Below are 15,081 nucleotides of genomic sequence, written 5' to 3'. Positions count from 1 at the left end.
GGCATGCCGGGAACACCACCGACACGTTTCGTCTTCCTCGGGCCGGAGGGCACCTTCGCCGAGCAGGCCCTGCGCTCCATACCCGCCGCCGAGCGCGGCACCCGTACGCCCGCCCGTAGCGTCGGAGAGGCGCTGGACAGCGTTCGGGCCGGCGACGCCGACGCCGCGCTGGTGCCACTGGAGAACTCGATCGGCGGCGCGGTGGGCGTCACGCTGGACGAGATGGCCGAGGGCGAGCCGCTGGTGATCACCCGGGAGGTGATCCTGTCGGTGGAGTTCGTGCTCGCCGCGCGGCCCGACACCCCGCTGCCCTCGATCCGCACCGTGGCGGCCCATCCACAGGCGTCCACCCAGTGCCGGGGCTGGTTGCGCGACCATCTGCCCGACGCCGTGGTGGTCGACGTGCTCTCCAACGGCGCGGCCGCCGCCGGTGCCGGCAGGGGCGAGTACGACGCGGCGATCTGCGCACCGATCGGAGCCTCCCGGCACCGACTCACCACACTCGCCGACAAGATCGCCGACCACCCCGACGCGGTGACCCGGTTCGCGCTGGTGTCCCGCCCCGGGCCGCCACCGCCGCCGACCGGTGACGACCTCACCTCGCTCGCGGTCTACATCGCCCACGACCGGGTCGGCGCGCTGCTGTCCGTGCTGATGGAGTTGGCCGTCCGTGGGGTCAACCTGACCCGGATCGAATCCCGGCCGACCGGCGAGGCGTTGGGCCGCTACGTCTTCTTCCTGGACTGCACCGGCCACGTGGCCGACGTACGCCTGGGCGAGGCGTTGCAGGGACTTCGCAGGGTCTGTGCCGATGTCCGCTTCCTGGGCTCCTACCCCCGGCACCGGTGGGCCGAGGCGGGCGAACGCCCGGTGCCCGCGCCAGCGGGCCTCTCCGACGTCGACTACGCCGACGCGGCGGCCTGGCTGACCCGCCTGCGTACCGGTGAGTTGACCTGACCGGCGCGGGGCGCCCCCGGTGAAGGGGAGCGCCCGCGCCGCCGCGGTCAGCTCGACAGATCAGGTGCTCCGGTCAGCTCAGCAGACCGCCGAGCAGACCGCCCTCCTGCTGCTGCTGGCCACTGCCCAGGGCCGGCGGCTCCTCGGACGGCTGCACCACCACGAAGCCCTGACCGGCGAAGCTCATGGTGAACGACTCGCCGGTGCGGCGCCCGAGCAGTGTGCCGAGGCCGAGCTGCTCGGCCCGGTGGTAGCCGGTCTGGAGGTTGGCCGACCAGCAGACCGCGGCCTGGGGGTCGACGTACGTCGGGGCGTCCACGTTCAGCACGACCGGGGTGCCCTTGGTGGTGATGGCGATCCGCCCGTAGCCGCTGAACACACAGTTGAAGAGGCCGGACGAGGACGCCATCCCGGCGCCGCCGACCATCCTGATGTCGTACTGGAGGGTGGAGTCGAAGGCGAGCACGCTGCTGCCGTTGATGGAGAGGGCGTCGCCCGGCTCCAGGTCGATGATGTGCACGTCCTTGGCCAGCTCGGCGAGGAAGACGTCACCCTGGCCGGTGACCTTCATCAGCGGGACGCCCTCGCCGGTGAGCTTCTGCTTGAGGAACTTGCCGAGCCCGCCTGAACCCAACGCCTGGAACTGCACATTCCCCTGATAGGCGACCATCGACCCGACCCGGGCCATCGCCTCGCCGTTGAGCTCGATCTTCAACATCTTGGAGTTCTGCAACCGCATGCCGGGCTGCGCGGACTCCTTCTCCAGATTCTCCGCGGAGAACAGCTCGCTGCGCATGAAAGGGCCTCCTGAATAGGGTCGCGTTCGCTGCACCGACGGTAGGCGACCTCGGCAAGCACCGGCCATCGAAAGGGCGGCGCGGCGCGCGCGGGTCGAGCGCGGGGCTCAGCCCCAGCCGAGCGCGTGCAGGCGCGCGTCGTCGATGCCGAAGTGGTGGGCGATCTCGTGCACCACGGTCACCGCAACCTCGTCGATGACGTCCTCGTCGTTGTCGCAGATCCGCAGGATCGGACGGCGGTAGATGAAGATCCGGTCGGGCAGCACGCCGGCATAGTCCCAACCGCGCTCGGTGAGCGCATACCCCTCGTAGAGGCCGAGCAGGTCGACCTCTCCCGGTGGCGGGTCGTCCTCGACCAGGATCACCACGTTGTTCATCAGGCCGAGTAGTTCTTCGGGCACCTCGTCGAGGGCTTCGCCGACCAACTCCTCGAAGCGCTCACGGCTCATCTCCACCGGCACCTCGCCCATTGTGCCCGACGCGGGGGCACGCGGCCCGGTCCTGCTGGACGACCGTGACCATCAGCCGCACATGCACGGAAGAAGCGACCACCCGGGACCGGGCGGAGGCTCCTTCCGTGGACGTACGGTGTGGGCCAGCTAGCTCAGGCAGCCAGGCGGGCGTTGAGGGTGATCTCGGCACCCGGCGAGAGCAGGCGGGAGATCGGGCAGTTGGCCTTGGCGGCCTCGGCGAGCTTCTGGAACTCCGCGTCGTCGATCCCCGGGACCTGGCCGACCGTCTCCAGGTCGATCCGGGTCACCGTCATGCCGGCGTCGGTCTTGTCCAGGTGCACCTTGGCGGTGGTCTCGACCGAGGTGGCCGTCGAGCCCGCGTCGGCAAGCGCCTTGGAGAACGCCATCGAGAAGCAGCCGGCGTGCGCGGCGGCGATCAGCTCCTCGGGGTTGGTGCCCTCACCCTCCTCGAAGCGCGACTTGAAGGAGTAGTTGCCGGACAGGCCGCCCTTACCGGTGCGGATGGTGCCCGCGCCCTCGGTGAGATTGCCCTGCCATTGTGCTGAAGCGGTACGGATAGGCATGGGGCAAACGCTAGCGGAAAGGCGACCGCCGAGCGACAGAGCGGCGCGCTCGCCAGCCCTGCGATCCCTGTCACCACCAGCTTGCTGTGCCATGATGCGACCCAGGTCCGTGACCGGCGGAGGGGTGGCCGATGTCCGAGGAGCTTCCGATCCCGCGGCAGGGCGACCGATCCGAGGCCCCGGCGGTGATCGAGTGGGGTGCCGACGAGCCGGCGCCGCGACGCCGCTTCGCCTTGTCCCTGGCCGATCTCGCGCAGGATCCTCGGCTGCCCCTACTGCTCGCCGGTCTGGGCGCGGTGGCCGCGATCGCCTCGCTGGTCGGTGAGTGGCTGGTGATGAGCCTGCCGAACGGCGGGCCCGAGGGGAACACGACGATCAAGGTGCCCGCCGGGGTGTCCGAGGTCGGTGCCTTCGGGGTCGGCTACCTGGTCGGGCTTCTCGCTCTCGTCTGCACCGTGGCGCTGACGTTGCGCGGCACGGCGGCCGTACGGCCGAACGCCCGGCTGGCCGGTCTCACCCTGACCGGTGCCCTGCTGGCGCTGCTGGTGGCCGCCACCGCCAGCCTCGACAACCCCGGTCAGCGAAGCTTCTTCTACTCGCCCCAGGACGGCTTCCAGGTCGAGTACGGCCGTGGGCTGGTGATGGCGTTCGTGGCCTGTGTGCTGTTCGCGGCCGCCCTGCGGCTGACCCCCGCCGCACCCCCGAGGGTGTTCGCCGGGCCACCAGACAATGACCGACCAGGCGACGCGCCAGCACCACGGCCCTGGCGCCGGCGCCGCGACCCCGACCCGATCGAGGACGGCCTCCCCGCCCCAGCCGACCTCACGGTCACCCCCGCCGCCCCCTTCGCCCGCCCCGACCCCCAGCCCTAGGGCGTGAGTCGAGTCGGTGTCAGGGCTTGGACCGGCGTGACGATCTTCGAGCGTCGGTGGTCGAGAAACGTCGATCTTGCAGTTGCTGTCCCGACATGGGGTGCATAACACGCAAAACGGCAGCCGAAAACGCAAGATCGCGGCGGGAGGCGGGGACGGGGCCCGGGGACATCTCGTCGAGGGCCCGGGTTGGCGTCCGATTCGCCTGGAAGCCATGGATGCGACCGGTTCCGCGAGGTACGGTTGCTGCCCGCCGTCACGCCGGGCCTCGGTTTCCCTGGCCACGGCAGGTGCGACGGCGGCGGGCGAAGGAGGAACGATGACCCGCCCGGGACTGCCCAAGTTGATCGCGACCGACCTCGACGGGACGCTGGTCCGCAGCGATGACACCGTCTCCGCGTACACCCATGGGGTGCTCGACCGGGTGCGCGCCGCCGGAATTCCGGTGGTCGGCGCGACCGGACGCGGCCCTCGGTTGACCGAGTTGACCCGCAACGACATTCGCGCCGCCGACTACCTGGTGATGGCCGGCGGCGGACGGGTGGTGGACCAGAGCGACCCGAGCGGCCCGGTGGTGCTCCGCGACGAGCGGCTGCCCGCCGAGGTGCTGGCCCGGCTCCTCGCCGACCTGGAGACGGAGGTCGGCCCGCTGACCGTGATGGTCGAGGCGTCCGACGAACACGACGCCCCGCTGTGGGGCGACTACCACGAGAGCTGGCCCTACCAGGACCGCTTCGAGGCGCGCACTCGCGACGAGTGCCTCGCCTGCGACGTGATCAAGGCGTTCGCCCGGACCGCGGACCATCACGTTGACGAGCTGCTGGCGGTGGCCCGCCGGATCGTCCCGCCGCAGGTCGCCACGCTCACCCAGGCCGGGCTCGGCTTCATCGAGATCTGCCCGCCCGGCGTTGACAAGGCGACCGGGCTGACCGTGGTGGCGCAGACCCTCGGGGTCGACCCGGCCGATGTGCTGGTCTTCGGTGACATGCCCAACGACCTGCCGATGTTCGAGTGGGCCGGTTGGTCGCGGGTGGCCGTGGCCAACGCGCACCCCGAGCTGCGCGCCGCCGCCGACGAGGTGACCTTGCGCAACGACGACGACGGGGTGGCGGTGTATCTGGACCGGCTACTGTCCCGGTAATGGGAGACACACCCCGCCTCATCGCCACCGACATCGACGGCACGCTGATCCGCGACGACCACACCGTCAGCCCGCGCACCGCCGACCTGCTCGCGCGGATCTCCGCGCGAGGCACGCCGGTCGTCCTGGTCACCGGCCGTCCGGTCCGCTGGCTCAAGATGGTGTACGACCAGCTCGCCCGGCCGCTGCCGGCGGTCTGCGCCAACGGCGCCGTGGTCTACGACCCGTTCTCCGACGAGGTGGTGCGGGCTGACCCGCTCGCCCCGCACCACCTGGCCGAGGTCGCCCGGAGGCTACGGGCCGAGGTGCCCGGGATCAGCTTCGCCGTGGAGATCCTGGACAGCCGGGAGATGCGACACGAGGCGCACTACCCGCTGCGCTGGGACGCCGACGCGAACGGCATCCGGCCGATCGAGACGCCGGAGGAGTTGCTCTCGGTGCCGGCGGTGAAGCTCCTCGCCCGAGCTGGCGAGCAGGACCCGGACGCCTTCGCCGAGCTGATCGCCACGGCGGTGGCGGGGTTGGCCGAGGCCACGCACTCGTCGTCCTCCGGGCTGGTGGAGATCTCGGCGGCCGGGGTGACCAAGGCGGCGGGGCTGGCCTGGTACTGCGACCAGCTCGGGGTGGCCGCGGCGGACGTGCTGGCCTTCGGCGACATGCCCAACGACGTGCCGATGCTGACCTGGGCCGGGCGTGGGGTGGCGGTGGCCAACGCGCACCGCGCCGTCCTGGCGGTCGCCGACGACGTGACGACGGCGAACACCGAGGACGGCGTGGCGGCGTACCTGGAGAAGATCTTCGGGGTGGACTGAGGTCAGAGGTACTGACCGGTGTTGTGACCCTCGCCGCCGCCCGGCTGGCCGATGCCCGGCATGCCGGGGACGACCCCACCGGGGCCGCTGGGCAGCGCCTGCCGGCCGCCGCGCATCTGCTCCAGCTGCACCCGGGCGGCCATCTGCTGGGCCACCAGTGCCGCCTGGATGCCGTGGAACAGGCCCTCCAGCCAGCCGACGAGCTGGGCGTGCGCGATCCGCAGCTCGCCCTCGCTGGGGGCCTTGTCCTCGGCGAAGGGCAGCGAGATGCGCTCCAGCTCGTCGCGCAGCTCGGGAGCGAGGCCCTCCTTGAGCTCGACGATCGACCGCTCGTGGATCTCCCGCATCCGATTGCGGCTGGCGTCGTCGAGAGGTGCGGCCTTCACCTCCTCCAGCAACTGCTTGATCATGCTGCCGATCCGCATCACCTTGGCCGGCTGTTCGACCAGGCGGGTCGGGTCCTCGCCCTGGCCCTCGTCGGTCTGCATCGTGCCGATCGGCCGGCCGTCCGGGCCAACCACCACCACGGTGCCGGAGTGGCCGGAGTCGTCGGGGCCGGGCTCGTCGTTCTGTCCAGCGGAGCGCGCTTCGGTCATGGGGTCCATCTTTACCCAGCGGGCGCGAACCATGCCGGCCGGGACCTACTACCGGGGCCGAACCACCCGGGCGGGGCGCGCTACCGTCGCGCCATGCCTGTCGACCCGCGCGCCGTGTTGACCCGGCCCGCACCGGAGCCCGACCGGACCGTGGCGTACGGGGACCACCCCGATCAGGTGGCCGATCTGCGCCTCCCGGCGGGAACCGGGCCGGCCCGGCCGCTGGTCGTCGTCCTGCACGGCGGCTTCTGGCGGGCCGAGTACGACCGGCGGCACACCGGCCCGCTGGCCGCGGCGCTCGCCGCTGACGGCTACCCGGTGGCGCAGCTGGAATACCGCCGCACCGGACAGCCCGGAGGTGGCTGGCCGGGCACCCTGACCGACGTCCTGACCGGGGTGGCCGAGCTGCCGGTGCTGGCCGCTGAGGCGCTGCCCGGCCGGGTGAGCCTGGCCGCACCGATCCTGGTCGGGCACTCCGCCGGCGGCCACCTGGCGCTGTACGTGGCGGCCACCGCCCCGGCGACGGTGGGCGGCGTGCTTGCGCTCGCCCCGGTGGCCGATCTGGGTGAGGCGTACCGACGGGATCTGGACTCGGGCGCGGTCGCCGCGCTGCTCGGCGGCGGACCGGCGGAGGTCCCGGACCGGTACGCGGCTGCGGATCCACGGATGTTGGTACCGATGCGAACACGGACAGTAGTTGTTCATGGTTCTGAGGATCACCAGGTTCCGGTGGAGATGAGCCGTGATTTCGTCGCGGAGGCGCGTGCCGCAGGTTCCGATATTTCCCTTGTTGAACTGCCCGGATGCGAGCATTTCGGGCTGATCGACCCGGAGGCCGCGGCCTGGCCTCAGATCCTCGCCGTGTTGCGGTCCCTGCACGATGATCACTAGCCATTGACGCAGCGTCGCGGACCAGGTAGAACGCCGGTGGGGCGGTGTTCAGCCCTGCAACGCTTCCCTGGAAGGAACTCGGTGTCGCAGATGAATCGCAGGCGGGCGCTCCAACTGTTGGCCGCGCTCGGTACCACCGGGTTCGTCGCCGCGTGTGGCTCAGACGGTGACGGCGAGTCGACCGCCGACCGGGGCCCGATCAAGATCGGTTTGATCACGCCGCAGGCCGGTGGTTTCAAGAGCATCGGCGACGACATCACCAATGGCTTCCAGCTCTTCCTCGACCTGCACGACCAGCGGCTGGGCGGCCACCCCGTGGAGCTGCTGACCGCCGACGAGGGCGACACCGCGAAGACGGGCAAGGCTGCCGTCGAGGGCCTGCTCAAGCAGGGCGTGCTGGCACTCACCGGCGTGGTCAACTCGGCGGTGATGGTCGGCATCCGGGACACCGTGGAACAGGCCCGGGTCCCGCTGATCGGCTCCAACGCCTCACCGAGCAGCCTGCAGAGCGTCTTCTACATCTGGCGGACCTCGTACGTGCTCGACGAGGCCGGCCGGGCGCTGGGCCGCTACCTGCGCGACCAACTGCCGGCGAACGGCCGCATCGCGATCATCATGCCGGAGAACGTCGGCAGCCCGGACGTGGTCCGCGGCTTCCGGCAGGAGTTCGGCGCGACCGACCCGCGGATCGGCGACCCGGTGACCTACACCAACGCCACCGCCAACCCCGGCAAGACGACGTACGCCTCGGACATCACCAAGGCACTGGCCAAGAAGCCCACAGCGGTCTTCTGCTTCTTCGCCGGGGCGGCAGCGGTGGAGTTCATCAAGCAGCTGCGCGAGAAGTTCGCCGGGCCGATCTACGCACCCGGCTTCCTCACCGAGGGCACCGTGCTGGAGAACCTGAAGGACAACGCGCTGGGCATCCAGACCGCGCTGAACTACTCGGCCGACCTCAACAACACGTCGAACCGGGTCTTCGCCTCGGCGTACCGCAAGAAGTACCAGGTCACCCCCACCACGTACGCGATGGCGTCGTACGACGCGGCGCAGGTGCTCGACCAGGCCATCCAGCTGACCGGTGGGAAGCCCACGCCGCAGCAGGTCAACCTGGCGCTGGGCAAGATCGGCCAGATCGACAGCCCCCGGGGCATCTGGCAGTTCAACCAGCCGCGTACCCCCCAGCAGAAGTGGTACCTGCGCGAGGTGCAGCGCGACGGTCAGGTCATGTCGAACGTGCTGATCAACGAGCTGGCCACGCTGGGCTGAGCGCCCACCCGGAGCACGATTCGGGGCCGGCCTCCCAGTGGGAGGCCGGCCCCGAGACGTTCGCGGGTCAGTGCCGCAGCTCGGCGATGCAGCACTTCACGCTGCCGCCGCCCTTCTTCAGCTCGGCCAGCTCGACCGGGACCGGGGTGTACCCGGCCGCCTTGAGCTTGCCGGCCAGGCGGGTGGCCTCGCTGTTGAGCACCACGTTCGCGCCGTCGCTGACCAGGTTGAGCCCGAAGGCCATCGCGTCCTCGTCGTCGGCGATCACCGCGTCCGGGAAGAGTTGGGTGAGCACCCGCTGACTGGCCGCCGAGAACGCGCCCGGGAAGTAGACGATGTTCGCGTCGTCGATGGCCGCGAGCGCCACGTCCAGGTGGTAGAAGCGGGGATCGATCAGGCGCAGCGACACCACCGGACGGCCCAGCGCCTCCTGCGCCTCCGCGTGCGCCGGGATCTCGGTGCGGAAGCCGTGCCCGGCCAGGATGAGCCCGCCGTGCGCCTCCGGCACGTACGCGAAGTCGCCCTCACCCTCGTTGGTCTCGCTGGGTGCGATGAACCGCCAGCCCTGCGCCTCGTAGAAGGCGTGGTGCGCGGCGGCCTCGGCGGCCCGCTGTTCGTGCTTGAACCGGGCGCCGTAGACGCTGCCGTCCACGACGAAGCCGCCGTTGGCGGCGTAGACCATGTCGGGCAGGCCCTGCTCGGGGGTGAGCAGGTGCACCTCGTGGCCGAGGCCGACAAGCGTCTCGCGCAGCCGGTCCCACTGCTTGACGGCCAGGTCCCGGTCGACCGGGGTGGTCACGTCCATCCACGGGTTGATCGCGTACTCGACCGCGAAGTACTCCGGCGAGCACATGAGATATGTCCGCTTTCGCGGGAAACGCTGCTGGTTCACGGTCACCAAGAGTAGGTACCGTAGAACTTTGAAAACAGCCACAAGCGTTGCTTCCCAGAGGCGGAACGTTGCAGATAGACGCGGTAGACCAGCGGATCATTGCGTTACTCGTCGCGGACGCCCGTGCGTCCTACGCCGACATCGGTGCCCGGGTGTCACTCTCCGCCCCAGCGGTCAAGCGTCGCGTCGACCGACTGCGCGCCACCGGCGTGATCAGGGGATTCACGGCCGTCGTTGATCCGGCCGCCGTCGGCTGGACCACTGAGGCCTTCGTCGAGCTGTTCTGCGCCGGCCGGACCACCCCGGCGCAGATCGGCGTGGCCGCCCGCCGACACCCCGAGGTGGTCGGCGCGTACACCGTCTCCGGGGAGGCGGACGCGCTCGTGCACCTGCGCGCCGCCGACATCGCGCACCTGGAGGCAGCACTGGAGCGGCTGCGTGCCGAGTCCTTCGTGACCTCCACCCGCAGCACCATCGTGCTCTCCCGGCTGGTCGAATCGCCCGGCGTCGGCCCGTCCGCCGGCTCCTCTTGACCTCAACCCAGGTTGAGGAGATGGACTGGCCCCGAAGTGGGCGAGTCAGCCCATCGGAGCCGAGGGGACTGTCATGCGGGCGATCTGGTTACGTGAGTTCGGCGGGCCCGAGGTGCTGGTGCCCGGCCCCGCGCCCGACCCCGTCCCCGGTCCCGGCCAGGTGCTGATCGACGTCGCGCACGCGAACATCACCTTCATCGAGACGCAACTGCGCGCCGGTCACCCCGGCCCGTTCCGCCTCACCCCACCGCTGATCCCCGGCAACGGCGTCGGCGGGGTGATCACGGCGGTCGGGTCGGACGTCGACCCGGCGCTGACCGGGCAGCGGGTGGTTAGCGCCACCGGAGGTTCCGGCGGTTACGCCGAACGCGCGGCCGTGGACGCGTCGGCGACGATCGCCGTGCCGGCCGGGTTGGCCCTGGACGAGGCGGTGGCACTGCTGGCCGACGGGCGGACCGCCACCATGCTGATCGAGGCGGTCGGCGTCCGCCCAGGTGACCGGGTCCTGGTGGAGGCTGCGGCCGGCGGCGTCGGCAGCCTGTTGGTGCAGCTCGCGGTCCGGGCCGGGGCCCGGGTGATCGGCGTGGCCGGTGGGCGACGCAAGGTGGACCTGCTACCCGGGCTGGGCGCCGAGCTGGCCGTCGACTACCTGCTACCCGAGTGGGCCGAGCAGGTCCGCGCTGCGGTGGGCGGAGTCGACGTGGTGCTCGACGGAGTCGGAGGTTCGGTGGCCCGGGCCGCCTTCGACCTGCTCTCTCCGGGCGGCCGGATGGTCAGCTTCGGGCTGGCGAGCGGGGAGTGGTCCCCGGTGTCGGCGGAGGCCGCCACGGCACGGCAGGTCACGCTGGTCCGCCCGGACGTGCCACCGGCCCGGCTGCGGGCGTACACCGAACAGGCCCTGGCGGACGCGGCGGCCGGCCAGCTGCGACCGCTCATCGGCCAGCGTTTCCCACTGGAACGCGCCGCCGACGCGCACGCCGCCATCGAGGCGCGCGCGACGGTCGGCAAGACGCTGCTGGACGTGGCCTGACCGGGCTCAGAGATACATGCCGGTGCGGTGCTCCGACTCGTCGCGCCGGACCGGCTTGTCACCCTCACCGAAGAACCGCTTGCCACCGAACTCACCGTGCAGACGGTCGTCCAACTCGTCGGCGAGACCGGTCATCACCTGCACCGCCAGCATCAGATGGGTCGCCTGGAAGTTGCGGCCGAACACCGGGATGGAAGCCCACACCGTGTCGTCGGCGCAGTAGAGGCGGCCGATCGGCATCCGGTTCGTCAGTTCGGAGAGCTTGACGTAGAGCCGCTCGGTCGGCTCCACCTCGGTGAGCACCGGGGAGAAGACGTCCACCAGGGGCGGATTGTCCCGCACCCGCACGAAGACCATCGCCGAGCCGGCACGGATGGTGATGTCGCCGTCCGAGTCGATCTGCAACCGGTCGGTGTCCGACTTCAACATCGTGGAGACCACGGTGCGGACCCGATCGGCCAGGTCGAGCACGTCGTCCTGCTCGACCTGCGCGGCGGCCGCCTCGGCCAGCGCCTCCTCCAGGTCCGCCTCGACGTCGGCGTCCGGACCGAACTCGCTGCGCGCGGTGCCCAGGGGTTCCACTACCAACGGCTCGCCCTCGGCGTCGTGCACCAGATAGACGAGGAAGGCCGGGTGCGGAGCCCCGTAGACGTCCCGCAGCGTGCGGGAGAGCAGCGTGGCGACCTGGGTCGACTCGGCCGTCGTGGCGTTCAGCCCGAAGGAACCGCCGGAGCCGGCGACCACCCCGGGCGGGGACCAACCGAGCGCGACCATGTCCGCCACCGCGCCCCGGTCCAGTCGGTAGCCCGCCGGCAGAGCGGCGTTGCCGACCGCGCGGGCGGACAACACCCGGTCCGCGTCCACGTCGACGCTTATCGAATAGACGGCGTCCCCGGTGCCGGAGGCAGTGGGGTCGAGGGTCACGTCGAGGTGCGCGCCAACGGGAAGTTCCCGCAGCCGTACGGCGAGCGCGCGGGCGAACTCCCGCCACGCCTCGGTCACCTTCGCCCGCAGGTCGGTGGTGCTGGGCTCGTCGAGCAGGATCGATTCCGCCGGCTCAGTCGAAGCGCCGGGCAGCTCACCGTGCGGCGCCGAGGGGTGGTCAGCCGTCATGATCGCCTCCGTCCGTCACGATCACCCTACCCACGCCGCCTGTTGGTCGAATCAGCCCGGACCGGGATCGGACAGCGGCGGTCAGGGGGCCGTCGGGTCGGCGGGGTCGGCGCCCAACTCGACCGGCCAGGCGCCCGCCAGCGCGCTGAGCCGGGCCGCGGCGTCCGCCGGGTCCGCGCCCCGGCCAACCGCCAACCCGAAGAGGTACGCGGTGACCGGCGCACCCGGACGCAGCACCTGGTGGGCGACGTCCCGGGCCAGATCCAGCACCGCCGGCACCGGCACCGCGGCCCGGTCCAGATCCAACTCGGCGCACACCGCCGTGACCCAGTCGTCCATCACCGTCATCGCGCCCACTCCTCCGCCCGGCGTACGTCCTCGTCAGTGTCGCAGTCGAACCACGGCGGCGGGCCCTCACCGGACCAGGCCACCTCCCGCACGACGAGATCGGCCAGCAACGCCCGGACCGGGGCTCCGGACAGACTTCCGCCCCGCTCGACCGTCAGCCGGTGGACCGCTGCCCGCAGCGCGGCGACCCGCCAGACACCGCAGAGCGACTGCCGCCGCCCGTCCCCGTCCACGAAGCAGGCCCCGTCCGGTTCCCGCTCGCCGCCGAGGCCAACGCGGGCCGGCGGCGCGGGAGCAGAGCCGCCGCGGTCCGGCGGCGCGGGAGCAGAGCCGCCGCGGTCCGGCGGCGCGGGAGCAGAGCCGCTGCGGTCCGGCGGCGCGAGAGCAGAGCCGCTGCGGTCCGGCGGCGCGAGAGCAGAGCGGCCGCCCGCTGGTTCGGTGTCGGGGGTCTCCGGCTCGAGGTGCTTCAGCAGGTCACCGATCGCGGCCCGGGTGAGCAGCGGCAGGTCGGCGGCGAGCAGCGCGACCACGCTGACGTCGGGATCCAGCAGTGCCAGACCGGCCGCCGCCGCGGCGACCGGACCCCCGCCGGGCGGGTCCTCCCGGACGACCCGCACACCCGCCGGTACGGCATCGGCCGCACCGACCAGCACCCGCGGCGTCGCGTCGCTGACGGCGGCCAGCACCCGGTCACGCATCGGCCGGCCGCCGACCGGAAGCGCGGGCTTGTCGAGCCCGCCCATCCGTCGGGCGGCCCCACCCGCGAGCACCACGGCGGCGTACGTCCCCATTCGGCCACCGTAGCCGTGCCGACGCTCGGTCGGGCCCGCCCCTCGCCTCGATGATCATGGAGTTATCGCTCGACACACCGACGACACGCGCGGACAACTTCATGATCAACGCGCGTGGGTGGGGTGGGGTGGGGTGGGTGGCGTGGGGGTGGCGTGGGGTGGGGTGGGGGTGGCGTGGGGTGGGGTGGGGTGGGTTGGGTTGGGCGTCGCTCGGTTGGGCTGGCGCTCGGGGGTGCCCGATGGCCGGTGGTCGTGCGGGTGTGCCGGCGGGGGGTGGAGGATGGCGGGATGGGACGGGCAACTGATCGACGGGGCGTACTCCGGATCGACCTGGACGCGGCGACCGCCGGGCGCGCATCGGTCCGCCGACCGGACACGCTCGCCGTGGAGGAACCGCTGGAGATCCGGGTCGGCGCAGCCGGTCCCGGCCGACGCCGGCCGCTCGCCGTCACCATGCGTACCCCCGGCGACGATCTGGACCTGGCCATCGGGTTCCTGCTGACGGAGGGGCTGATCCGGTCGACCGACGACGTGTTGACCGCGCAACTCTGCGCCGGCGCGGAGACACCGAACACGTACAACGTGGTGGACGTGGTGCTCGCCCCCGGCGTACCGGAACCGACCACCGACCCGTCCCGGAACTTCTACACGACCAGCTCCTGCGGGGTCTGCGGCAAGGCCAGCATCGACGCGGTACGCACCCGGTCGCTCTTCCCGGTCGCGGCGGACCCGCTCAGCGTCCCGGCCACGCTGCTCGCCGAGCTGCCCGACCGGTTGCGCGCCGCCCAGCGAGGCTTCGATCGAACCGGCGGGCTGCACGCGGCGGGGTTGTTCACCCCCGACGGTGAGCTGGTGGTGCTCCGGGAGGACGTGGGCCGGCACAACGCCGTGGACAAGGTGATCGGCTGGGCCGTGCGGGAGCGCCGGCTGCCGCTCACCGGGCACCTGCTGCTGGTCTCCGGACGGGCCAGCTTCGAACTGACCCAGAAGGCGTGGATGGCGGGGTTGCCGCTGCTGGCAGCGGTCTCCGCCCCGAGCACCCTCGCCGCGGAACTGGCCGACGAGGCAGGGATGACGCTTGTCGGCTTCCTGCGCGGGCGGACCATGAACGTCTACACCGGGCCGCACCGGATCACGGTGGAGCAGCCAGCCTGACCCGGGCAGCCCGTCAGCGACCGATCCGGTCGATCAGGTCGAACAGGGCCAGCCGCGCGGCGGCATCACGGGCGATCAGGAAACCGGCGATGCCGAGGATCCAGCCCAATGCGCTGCCCGCCTTCGTGACGATCCAGGTGTTCAGGCGGGCCAGCACCGGCTCGACCAGTCGCGGGCGGGCCACCCTGGCACCCAGCAACACCACCGCCGGAAGCACCATGACCAGGCAGTACCCGGTGAGCAGCGCCACCACGCTCGCCGCGCCCACCCCCGAGGTGGCCAACAGGCCCACCGCACCGAGGTACGGAAGCATGGTCGCCACCTCGGCAAGCGCCGCGAGCAGCGCGAGCCCGACCAACCATCGGGCGGAGGAATCTCCGGCGGTGGCCCGGTCCCGCCACCGCAACACACCACCGGTACGGGGACGCCGCTTGCCGTCGTAGCGGAAGCTGAGCGCCAGCATTCCCACGCCCAGGACGAGTTGCGCCCAGAGGACGCCCCGGTTGTCCAGGGCGCCGCCCAGCGCATCGCCCAGCCTGCTGCCTCCCCAGACCAGCAGCAGCCCAACCGCGAGGTAGAACACCGCGATGGTGGCGAGGTAGCCCAGGATCCGCCGGACGTTGACCGGCCCGGGGGCGAGCAACAACCAGACCGGGATGAAGAGGGTGCCGATGCTGGTGCTGTCGATCAACGCCAGCCCGGCCAGCGACAGCAGCAACTCGGGGGTCATGTCGTACCAACGCGGAGAACGGCCACGAGATCATTCTCCGGCGGCGGTGACCCGTCCGCGTCGGCCGTGGACAGGAGCAACGCGTACATCCTTCGACGGAGGCGTCGCCGGAGGACCG

General features: G+C 71.6%; 18 protein-coding genes. 9 read left to right on the top strand and 9 right to left on the bottom strand.

What is annotated here, in order from left to right:
• Positions 1 to 3 precede the first annotated feature (3 nt).
• A complete protein-coding gene (pheA, locus tag GA0070561_RS07350) occupies positions 4 to 957 on the top strand; it encodes a prephenate dehydratase (RefSeq protein WP_091397560.1) in 954 nt (317 codons plus the stop codon).
• Positions 958 to 1,030: 73 nt separating this feature from the next.
• Here the strand turns inward: pheA and GA0070561_RS07345 are convergent, their stop codons facing one another.
• From GA0070561_RS07345 to GA0070561_RS07335, 3 genes are all read right to left on the bottom strand, one after another.
• Entirely contained in the window at positions 1,031 to 1,753 is a 723-nt protein-coding gene (locus GA0070561_RS07345; RefSeq protein WP_091396765.1) for an AIM24 family protein, read from the bottom strand.
• A gap of 108 nt (positions 1,754 to 1,861) precedes the next feature.
• The gene (locus GA0070561_RS07340) at positions 1,862 to 2,209 is read right to left on the bottom strand and encodes a metallopeptidase family protein (protein ID WP_181518411.1); all 348 of its coding nucleotides are present in this window, start codon (positions 2,207 to 2,209) and stop codon (positions 1,862 to 1,864) included.
• 149 nt (positions 2,210 to 2,358) lie between these two features.
• Positions 2,359 to 2,790 carry an OsmC family protein gene (locus GA0070561_RS07335; protein WP_091396762.1) on the bottom strand — a complete coding sequence of 144 codons (432 nt, stop codon included), beginning with the start codon at positions 2,788 to 2,790 and terminating at the stop codon, positions 2,359 to 2,361.
• A 131-nt stretch (positions 2,791 to 2,921) separates the two neighbouring features.
• Here GA0070561_RS07335 and GA0070561_RS07330 point away from each other — a divergent pair, with 131 nt between their 5' ends.
• The 3 genes from GA0070561_RS07330 to GA0070561_RS07320 all read left to right on the top strand — a co-directional run bounded on the left by GA0070561_RS07330 (position 2,922) and on the right by GA0070561_RS07320 (position 5,615).
• Positions 2,922 to 3,662, top strand: coding sequence for a hypothetical protein (locus GA0070561_RS07330; RefSeq protein WP_091396759.1), 741 nt, complete (start codon positions 2,922 to 2,924; stop codon positions 3,660 to 3,662).
• A gap of 319 nt (positions 3,663 to 3,981) precedes the next feature.
• Entirely contained in the window at positions 3,982 to 4,803 is an 822-nt protein-coding gene (locus tag GA0070561_RS07325; protein ID WP_091396756.1) for an HAD family hydrolase, read from the top strand.
• The gene (locus GA0070561_RS07320) at positions 4,803 to 5,615 is read left to right on the top strand and encodes an HAD family hydrolase (RefSeq protein WP_091396753.1); all 813 of its coding nucleotides are present in this window, start codon (positions 4,803 to 4,805) and stop codon (positions 5,613 to 5,615) included. The genes GA0070561_RS07325 and GA0070561_RS07320 overlap by 1 nt, the downstream gene beginning before the upstream one ends.
• A gap of 2 nt (positions 5,616 to 5,617) precedes the next feature.
• Here the strand turns inward: GA0070561_RS07320 and GA0070561_RS07315 are convergent, their stop codons facing one another.
• Positions 5,618 to 6,220, bottom strand: a complete 603-nt coding sequence (locus GA0070561_RS07315; protein WP_091396749.1) for a bacterial proteasome activator family protein — start codon at positions 6,218 to 6,220, stop codon at positions 5,618 to 5,620.
• An 84-nt stretch (positions 6,221 to 6,304) separates the two neighbouring features.
• Here GA0070561_RS07315 and GA0070561_RS07310 point away from each other — a divergent pair, with 84 nt between their 5' ends.
• Together GA0070561_RS07310 and GA0070561_RS07305 are read left to right on the top strand one after the other, a co-directional pair.
• On the top strand, positions 6,305 to 7,102 hold the full coding sequence (locus tag GA0070561_RS07310) for an alpha/beta hydrolase family protein (RefSeq protein WP_091396746.1): 798 nt from the start codon (positions 6,305 to 6,307) through the stop codon (positions 7,100 to 7,102).
• A gap of 81 nt (positions 7,103 to 7,183) precedes the next feature.
• Complete coding sequence (locus tag GA0070561_RS07305; protein WP_091396743.1) at positions 7,184 to 8,371, top strand: ABC transporter substrate-binding protein; 1,188 nt, start codon at positions 7,184 to 7,186, stop codon at positions 8,369 to 8,371.
• A gap of 67 nt (positions 8,372 to 8,438) precedes the next feature.
• Here GA0070561_RS07305 and ddaH read toward each other — a convergent pair whose 3' ends face one another.
• A complete protein-coding gene (gene ddaH / locus GA0070561_RS07300; RefSeq protein ID WP_341844839.1) occupies positions 8,439 to 9,272 on the bottom strand; it encodes a dimethylargininase in 834 nt (277 codons plus the stop codon).
• Between the two features lie 59 nt (positions 9,273 to 9,331).
• Here ddaH and GA0070561_RS07295 point away from each other — a divergent pair, with 59 nt between their 5' ends.
• Together GA0070561_RS07295 and GA0070561_RS07290 are read left to right on the top strand one after the other, a co-directional pair.
• On the top strand, positions 9,332 to 9,796 hold the full coding sequence (locus GA0070561_RS07295; protein ID WP_091396736.1) for an Lrp/AsnC family transcriptional regulator: 465 nt from the start codon (positions 9,332 to 9,334) through the stop codon (positions 9,794 to 9,796).
• 73 nt (positions 9,797 to 9,869) lie between these two features.
• Positions 9,870 to 10,826, top strand: a complete 957-nt coding sequence (locus tag GA0070561_RS07290) for a zinc-binding dehydrogenase (protein ID WP_091396732.1) — start codon at positions 9,870 to 9,872, stop codon at positions 10,824 to 10,826.
• Positions 10,827 to 10,832: 6 nt separating this feature from the next.
• On the opposite strand, the gene GA0070561_RS07285 is transcribed toward GA0070561_RS07290, so the two are convergent.
• The 3 genes from GA0070561_RS07285 to mobA all read right to left on the bottom strand — a co-directional run bounded on the left by GA0070561_RS07285 (position 10,833) and on the right by mobA (position 13,078).
• Entirely contained in the window at positions 10,833 to 11,939 is a 1,107-nt protein-coding gene (locus GA0070561_RS07285; RefSeq protein WP_091396729.1) for a T3SS (YopN, CesT) and YbjN peptide-binding chaperone 1, read from the bottom strand.
• Positions 11,940 to 12,020: 81 nt separating this feature from the next.
• The gene (locus GA0070561_RS07280; RefSeq protein ID WP_091397554.1) at positions 12,021 to 12,287 is read right to left on the bottom strand and encodes a DUF6457 domain-containing protein; all 267 of its coding nucleotides are present in this window, start codon (positions 12,285 to 12,287) and stop codon (positions 12,021 to 12,023) included.
• Positions 12,284 to 13,078, bottom strand: coding sequence for a molybdenum cofactor guanylyltransferase (mobA, locus tag GA0070561_RS07275; RefSeq protein WP_091396725.1), 795 nt, complete (start codon positions 13,076 to 13,078; stop codon positions 12,284 to 12,286). Before mobA ends, GA0070561_RS07280 begins: the two co-directional genes overlap by 4 nt.
• Positions 13,079 to 13,366: 288 nt before the next feature.
• Here mobA and fdhD point away from each other — a divergent pair, with 288 nt between their 5' ends.
• On the top strand, positions 13,367 to 14,233 hold the full coding sequence (gene fdhD / locus GA0070561_RS07265; protein WP_091396719.1) for a formate dehydrogenase accessory sulfurtransferase FdhD: 867 nt from the start codon (positions 13,367 to 13,369) through the stop codon (positions 14,231 to 14,233).
• 13 nt (positions 14,234 to 14,246) lie between these two features.
• On the opposite strand, the gene GA0070561_RS07260 is transcribed toward fdhD, so the two are convergent.
• Positions 14,247 to 14,963: a GAP family protein gene (locus GA0070561_RS07260; protein ID WP_091396716.1), complete on the bottom strand. Its 717-nt coding sequence runs from the start codon at positions 14,961 to 14,963 to the stop codon at positions 14,247 to 14,249.
• Between the last annotated feature and the right edge of the window lie 118 nt (positions 14,964 to 15,081).

The sequence above is a fragment of the Micromonospora saelicesensis genome (assembly GCF_900091575.1).
Taxonomy (GTDB): domain Bacteria; phylum Actinomycetota; class Actinomycetes; order Mycobacteriales; family Micromonosporaceae; genus Micromonospora; species Micromonospora saelicesensis.
This window is presented reverse-complemented; position numbering and strand designations above follow the sequence as displayed.

Excerpts from the sequence above, each read along its gene's own strand:
- pheA (WP_091397560.1), top strand. The coding sequence starts at position 4 with ATGCCGGGAACACCACCGACACGTTTCGTCTTCCTCGGGCCGGAGGGC.
- GA0070561_RS07345 (WP_091396765.1), bottom strand. The coding sequence starts at position 1,753 with ATGCGCAGCGAGCTGTTCTCCGCGGAGAATCTGGAGAAGGAGTCCGCG.
- GA0070561_RS07335 (WP_091396762.1), bottom strand. The coding sequence starts at position 2,790 with ATGCCTATCCGTACCGCTTCAGCACAATGGCAGGGCAATCTCACCGAG.
- GA0070561_RS07330 (WP_091396759.1), top strand. The coding sequence starts at position 2,922 with ATGTCCGAGGAGCTTCCGATCCCGCGGCAGGGCGACCGATCCGAGGCC.
- GA0070561_RS07325 (WP_091396756.1), top strand. The coding sequence starts at position 3,982 with ATGACCCGCCCGGGACTGCCCAAGTTGATCGCGACCGACCTCGACGGG.
- GA0070561_RS07320 (WP_091396753.1), top strand. The coding sequence starts at position 4,803 with ATGGGAGACACACCCCGCCTCATCGCCACCGACATCGACGGCACGCTG.
- GA0070561_RS07315 (WP_091396749.1), bottom strand. The coding sequence starts at position 6,220 with ATGGACCCCATGACCGAAGCGCGCTCCGCTGGACAGAACGACGAGCCC.
- GA0070561_RS07310 (WP_091396746.1), top strand. The coding sequence starts at position 6,305 with ATGCCTGTCGACCCGCGCGCCGTGTTGACCCGGCCCGCACCGGAGCCC.
- GA0070561_RS07290 (WP_091396732.1), top strand. The coding sequence starts at position 9,870 with ATGCGGGCGATCTGGTTACGTGAGTTCGGCGGGCCCGAGGTGCTGGTG.
- GA0070561_RS07285 (WP_091396729.1), bottom strand. The coding sequence starts at position 11,939 with ATGACGGCTGACCACCCCTCGGCGCCGCACGGTGAGCTGCCCGGCGCT.
- GA0070561_RS07280 (WP_091397554.1), bottom strand. The coding sequence starts at position 12,287 with ATGACGGTGATGGACGACTGGGTCACGGCGGTGTGCGCCGAGTTGGAT.
- mobA (WP_091396725.1), bottom strand. The coding sequence starts at position 13,078 with ATGGGGACGTACGCCGCCGTGGTGCTCGCGGGTGGGGCCGCCCGACGG.
- fdhD (WP_091396719.1), top strand. The coding sequence starts at position 13,367 with ATGGGACGGGCAACTGATCGACGGGGCGTACTCCGGATCGACCTGGAC.
- GA0070561_RS07260 (WP_091396716.1), bottom strand. The coding sequence starts at position 14,963 with ATGACCCCCGAGTTGCTGCTGTCGCTGGCCGGGCTGGCGTTGATCGAC.